The sequence below is a fragment of the Synechococcus sp. OH2 genome (assembly GCF_047462155.1).
In the GTDB taxonomy this organism is placed as follows: domain Bacteria; phylum Cyanobacteriota; class Cyanobacteriia; order Thermostichales; family Thermostichaceae; genus Thermostichus.
On record NZ_JANSIR010000083.1, the window covers coordinates 65582 to 69908 of the forward strand.

Here is a 4327-nt window from a genome sequence, read left to right on the forward strand (position 1 = left end):
ACCTCAAGTGCATGGGGGTGGCCTCTTCCCTGGTGGTGCCCCTCCTGCATCACCAGCAATTGTGGGGGCTCTTGGTCTCCCACCACACCGAGCCGCGCTCCTACTCTGCTGAGGAGCTGCAGGTGGTGCAGTTGGTGGCGGATCAGGTGTCGATTGCCATTGCCCAGGCGGAATTGCTGGAGCAGGCGCGGCGGAAGGCGCAGCAGGAACGCTTGATTAACCAAATTGCGGCGCTGGTGTACTCGCCGCTTCACCCCGAAACCACCCTGAGCACCGTCCTGGAGCAGCTTACCGCCCAGCTCCAAGGGATCGGGGCGCGGCTGCGCATCCAGTTCATGGGCTTGGAGACTCTCCACTGCTATGGGAGCCAGCCGCCGGCAGGGTACGACGCCTGGCTGCAGGAGCAGGTGGGAAGAGGCAAGTCGGCAGGGAACGGGGTGAGAACCTGGTCGCTTTCGCAATTGGAGAAGTGGCCAGAACTGCAGTTACAGGTGCAGCAGACGCCCATCCGCGGGCTGCTGGCGGTACCGCTGCTTTGGAATGAGCAGGTGGTGGGCTGGCTGAGCGTGTTTCGTGGCGCCATCTGCCAAGAGACCCACTGGGCCGGCTACCGCTGGCCCGCCCAAGGGGAAGGTTGGGAGGATCCCCGTCAACAACTGCCCCTGATCTCTTTTGCCGCCTGGCGGGAGCTGAAAATTGACGAGCCCAAGGCTTGGTCGGCCCCAGAGCTGGAGCTCGTCAGCCGCGCTGCTGTGCACCTGGCCCTCTCGATCACGCAAAACCAGCTCTACCGGCAGTTGCAAGATCTCAACGCCCGTCTGGAGCAGGAGGTGCAGGAGCGGACGGCGGCCCTGCAGCGCTCTCTGGCAATGGACGCCCTCTTGCAGCGGGTCACCGACCAGGTGCGCACCACCCTGGACGAAGCCCAGATCCTGCGGGCAGTGGTGCAGGAGTTGGCTCTGGGGCTGCCCATCCAAGGCTGCGATCTCTGTCTCTACGATCCGGAAGCCGGCCAGGCCACGGTGCGCTACGAATACACCGCCGCCCTGCCGCCCGCCGGCGGGATCGCTCTAACCCTAGCCGACTACCCGGATCTCTACCGGCAACTGCAAAGGGGGCAAGCGGCGCAACTGTGCCATTTGTCGGGGCAAAGCTGGATCCCGCGGCGGGAAGGGCTGACCCTGCTGGTATGTCCGCTGCGGGAAAACCAAGCGGTGTTGGGCGATCTGTGGTTGGCCAAGCCGGCAGACGAGTGCTTTGATGAGCTGGAGGTGCGGGTGGTGCAGCAGGTGGCGGATCACTGTGCCATCGCCATCCGCCAGGCCCGTCTCTACCAGGCCTCGGTGCAGCAAATCAGCGAGCTGGAACGCCTCAACTGCCTCAAAGATGATTTCTTGAGCACCGTCTCCCACGAGCTGCGCACGCCCATCACCAACATGAAAATGGCCATCCAACTGCTGAAAATGGCCCGCACCCCGCAAAAACGGGAGCAATACTTGCAAATCCTGGAGCAGGAGTGCGAGCGCGAGGCGGAATTGATCAACGATCTGCTGGATCTGCAGCGGCTGGAGCAGGGATCCAAGCCCCTTCATCTCGAAGAAGTGTCCCTGGCCGCCTGGCTGCCCACTGTGCTCCAGCCCTTTGTGCAGCGGGCCCAGGCCAATCAGCAACAGTTGCGGTGGCAGATTGACCCAGCGGTGGGCAAGGTGGTGACGGATCAGGTGGGTCTGGAGCGGGTGGTGCAGGAGCTGGTCAACAACGCCTGCAAGTACACCCCGCCTCACCACCGCATCACGGTGACGGCGCGCCGCCTCAGCCCTGAACAAGTGCAAATTCGGGTCATCAACGAGGGGGTGGAGATCCCCCGCAGCGAGTGGGAGCGCATTTTTGAGAAGTTCTACCGCATCCCCAGCGGGGATCCCTGGAAGCGGGGCGGCACCGGCCTGGGGCTGGCTTTGGTTAAGCAGTGGATGCAGCGGCTGGGGGGCAGCGTCTCTATAGAAAGCGGCCACGGTAAGACCTGCTTTGCCCTGGTGTTGCCGCAGGGATCCCTGCAGCAGCCGCCCCTGAGTCGCAACTGTGCCTAGACCCATGAGTAATTGCCACCCAGAAGCGCTGCAACGGGCGGTTGAGCAATTCAACCGGGGGGAATTCTACGCCTGCCACGACACTCTGGAGGCGCTGTGGATGGAGGCAACAGATCCGGAGCGGCGCTTCTACCAGGGGCTGTTGCAAACCGCCGTAGCCTACTACCACCTGCAAAACGGCAACCGCCGCGGCTGCATGATCCTGCTGGGGGAGGCCAACCGCAAGCTGGCCGACTTTCTGCCCACCTACGCTGGCTACAACCTGCAAGCTCTCTGGGAAGCCAACCAGAGTCTCCTGCAAGAGCTCTTTTGCCTCCAGCCTGAGGATCCCTTGCCCTGGGTGGCCCCTCCTGCCCTGAGAACCGTTGACGACAGGCCCGATCGCGAGGCTTCTTGGAATCTCCCAGAACCCCAGTAGCTACCGCCGCTTGGAGCGACGAGCTTGCCGTTCTGCCTCGCTGCGCCGCCGCCGATCCCGCCAGTCGATAAAGGTGATGTAGCCAACGCCCACAGTGACAGCCGTCAAGAGCAAAAAGATGCTGCCGTAGACGAGGCGGACAACCCAGGGCAAGTCAATTTCCATAGAGCAGGACGAAGTCTTTTAGCAACAACAGGGCCAGGCGGGATCCGCTACATGCCGTTACGGCCCCAGACCACAAAGGCAATGGAAAGGGCAAAGAAAGCAGCAACAGCAACCCAGCCAAAGGTGATGATGTCCATACGTCTAGCCAAGCAAAGAAGGCTCATCGGGGTGATCCCATTTTACGGGATGGGATCCCTTGTCAGCGGGCATTTGCGAGCACCTTATTCTCAGTTCAAACTGGCTACAGTGGGGTCAAATCCAAAACATCTGAGCCAAACGGGGGGGATCCGATGGTACTGGAGACATTGCCGCTGGTGGCCGCGGTGGCCATCGCCATTTTTATGCTGGTTTTCTGGGTGCGGGTGGTTCGAGAGGCCATCTGGACGGCGGTGGGGATCGTAGTTCTCCTGGCCGTGCTGTACGTGGTCTTTAGGATTGGCCCGCGGCAGGTGCTGCAGGAGCTGCGGGATCCCTTTGCCCTTCTGGATCAAGTGTGGCAGGTGGTCGTCGCCTGGTTCCAGGCCCTTTTCCCCTAGTGCGCTATCTGATGCACAATTACAATGGACTGGGCCTGGGTTGGGGCTGCCGGCCCTTCCCCTTGGTTCTGTAACCCTGACGCGCTCCGATTGCTGGCCATGCCTTCTGACTCCCCACAGGATCCCCAAGGCCTCCCAGACCCTGCTCCGGAAGACGGGATCCCAGTTCCCGAAGATATCCAGGTGGAGGTGGAGGACTTGGGGGAGCGCCGCCGCCATGTGCAGGGCCGCGTCCTCATCCCGGTGGAGCGACAGTGGGTTTGGCAGGTTTTAACCGATTACGACCATCTGGCGGAGTTCATTCCCAACTTGGTGGAAAGCCGCCTCCTCGGCAGCGAGAATGGCCGCAAACTGGTGCGCCAAGTGGGATCCCAAAAGGTTTTATTTGCCCGCTTTTCGGCGGCAGTGGTGCTGGCCATTGAGGAAATCTTTCCCCACCAGCTTCGCTTCCAGGAGGTGGAAGGGGATTTTCTCCTTTTCGAGGGGTTTTGGGAACTGGCCGAGTGGCTGAACCATCAAACTTTGCTCACCTACCACTTGCAGGTGAAGCCGCCGCGTCGCATGCCGGTCGGCCTGGTGGAACGGCGCCTCCGCCGGGACTTGGCCTTTAACCTGCAGGCGATTCGGGAGCGCTGCCTGAGTCTATGTTCCCAATAGGGTGTGCCATCCCAAGCGCTCCGCGCCGCTAACGCGAACACCCCCAGCCCCTCTCCCTAAGGGAAATTGCCCTCACCCCCAGCCCCTCTCCCTTTGGGAGAGGGGAGCTACGGATCTAGGCCAGAGCTTTGCGGCAGCCTGATTTGTTGGATATTGGCAATTTGCATTTGCCGGCTGGGATCCCAGGTCAGCGCAGCAGACCTTCACTTCTTAGGGTTCAGGCGGCCATCGAGGGTTGTCTTTGGGTTTGTGGGTTGGCTATCGGCAGGGTGAAGTGGAAGGCACTGCCCTGGTTGATCCCTCCCGATTCGGCCCAGATGCGCCCCCCCATCGCCTCGATGATCAGCCGGCAGATGGCCAGCCCCAAGCCCGTCCCGCCCACAGAACGGCGCAGGGATCCCTCTGCCTGGTAAAACCGCTCGAAAATGACCTGTAAGCGCTCCGGTTCAATGCCGCGTCCACTG

7 protein-coding genes are annotated in these 4327 nt (G+C 61.8%); 4 read left to right on the plus strand and 3 right to left on the minus strand.

What is annotated here, in order from left to right:
• On the plus strand, positions 1-2087 hold a 2087-nt coding region (locus NW835_RS07765; RefSeq protein ID WP_414414970.1), incomplete at its 5' end, for an ATP-binding protein.
• Between the two features lie 4 nt (positions 2088-2091).
• Positions 2092-2505 carry a DUF309 domain-containing protein gene (locus tag NW835_RS07770; RefSeq protein ID WP_414414971.1) on the plus strand — a complete coding sequence of 138 codons (414 nt, stop codon included), beginning with the start codon at positions 2092-2094 and terminating at the stop codon, positions 2503-2505.
• On the opposite strand, the gene NW835_RS07775 is transcribed toward NW835_RS07770, so the two are convergent.
• Together NW835_RS07775 and NW835_RS07780 are read right to left on the minus strand one after the other, a co-directional pair.
• The gene (locus tag NW835_RS07775; protein WP_414376163.1) at positions 2506-2670 is read right to left on the minus strand and encodes a hypothetical protein; all 165 of its coding nucleotides are present in this window, start codon (positions 2668-2670) and stop codon (positions 2506-2508) included.
• A gap of 47 nt (positions 2671-2717) precedes the next feature.
• Positions 2718-2834: a cytochrome b6-f complex subunit PetN gene (locus tag NW835_RS07780; protein WP_414366420.1), complete on the minus strand. Its 117-nt coding sequence runs from the start codon at positions 2832-2834 to the stop codon at positions 2718-2720.
• A gap of 126 nt (positions 2835-2960) precedes the next feature.
• Between NW835_RS07780 and NW835_RS07785 the strand changes: the two genes are divergently transcribed.
• Both NW835_RS07785 and NW835_RS07790 read left to right on the plus strand, forming a co-directional pair.
• Complete coding sequence (locus NW835_RS07785) at positions 2961-3206, plus strand: hypothetical protein (protein WP_414366421.1); 246 nt, start codon at positions 2961-2963, stop codon at positions 3204-3206.
• A 99-nt stretch (positions 3207-3305) separates the two neighbouring features.
• Positions 3306-3863 carry an SRPBCC family protein gene (locus NW835_RS07790; protein ID WP_414376158.1) on the plus strand — a complete coding sequence of 186 codons (558 nt, stop codon included), beginning with the start codon at positions 3306-3308 and terminating at the stop codon, positions 3861-3863.
• A 217-nt stretch (positions 3864-4080) separates the two neighbouring features.
• Here NW835_RS07790 and NW835_RS07795 read toward each other — a convergent pair.
• On the minus strand, positions 4081-4327 hold a 247-nt coding region (locus NW835_RS07795), incomplete at its 5' end, for an ATP-binding protein (protein ID WP_414414972.1).

Excerpts from the sequence above, each read along its gene's own strand:
- NW835_RS07775 (WP_414376163.1), bottom strand. The coding sequence starts at position 2,670 with ATGGAAATTGACTTGCCCTGGGTTGTCCGCCTCGTCTACGGCAGCATC.
- NW835_RS07785 (WP_414366421.1), top strand. The coding sequence starts at position 2,961 with ATGGTACTGGAGACATTGCCGCTGGTGGCCGCGGTGGCCATCGCCATT.
- NW835_RS07770 (WP_414414971.1), top strand. The coding sequence starts at position 2,092 with ATGAGTAATTGCCACCCAGAAGCGCTGCAACGGGCGGTTGAGCAATTC.
- NW835_RS07790 (WP_414376158.1), top strand. The coding sequence starts at position 3,306 with ATGCCTTCTGACTCCCCACAGGATCCCCAAGGCCTCCCAGACCCTGCT.
- NW835_RS07780 (WP_414366420.1), bottom strand. The coding sequence starts at position 2,834 with ATGAGCCTTCTTTGCTTGGCTAGACGTATGGACATCATCACCTTTGGC.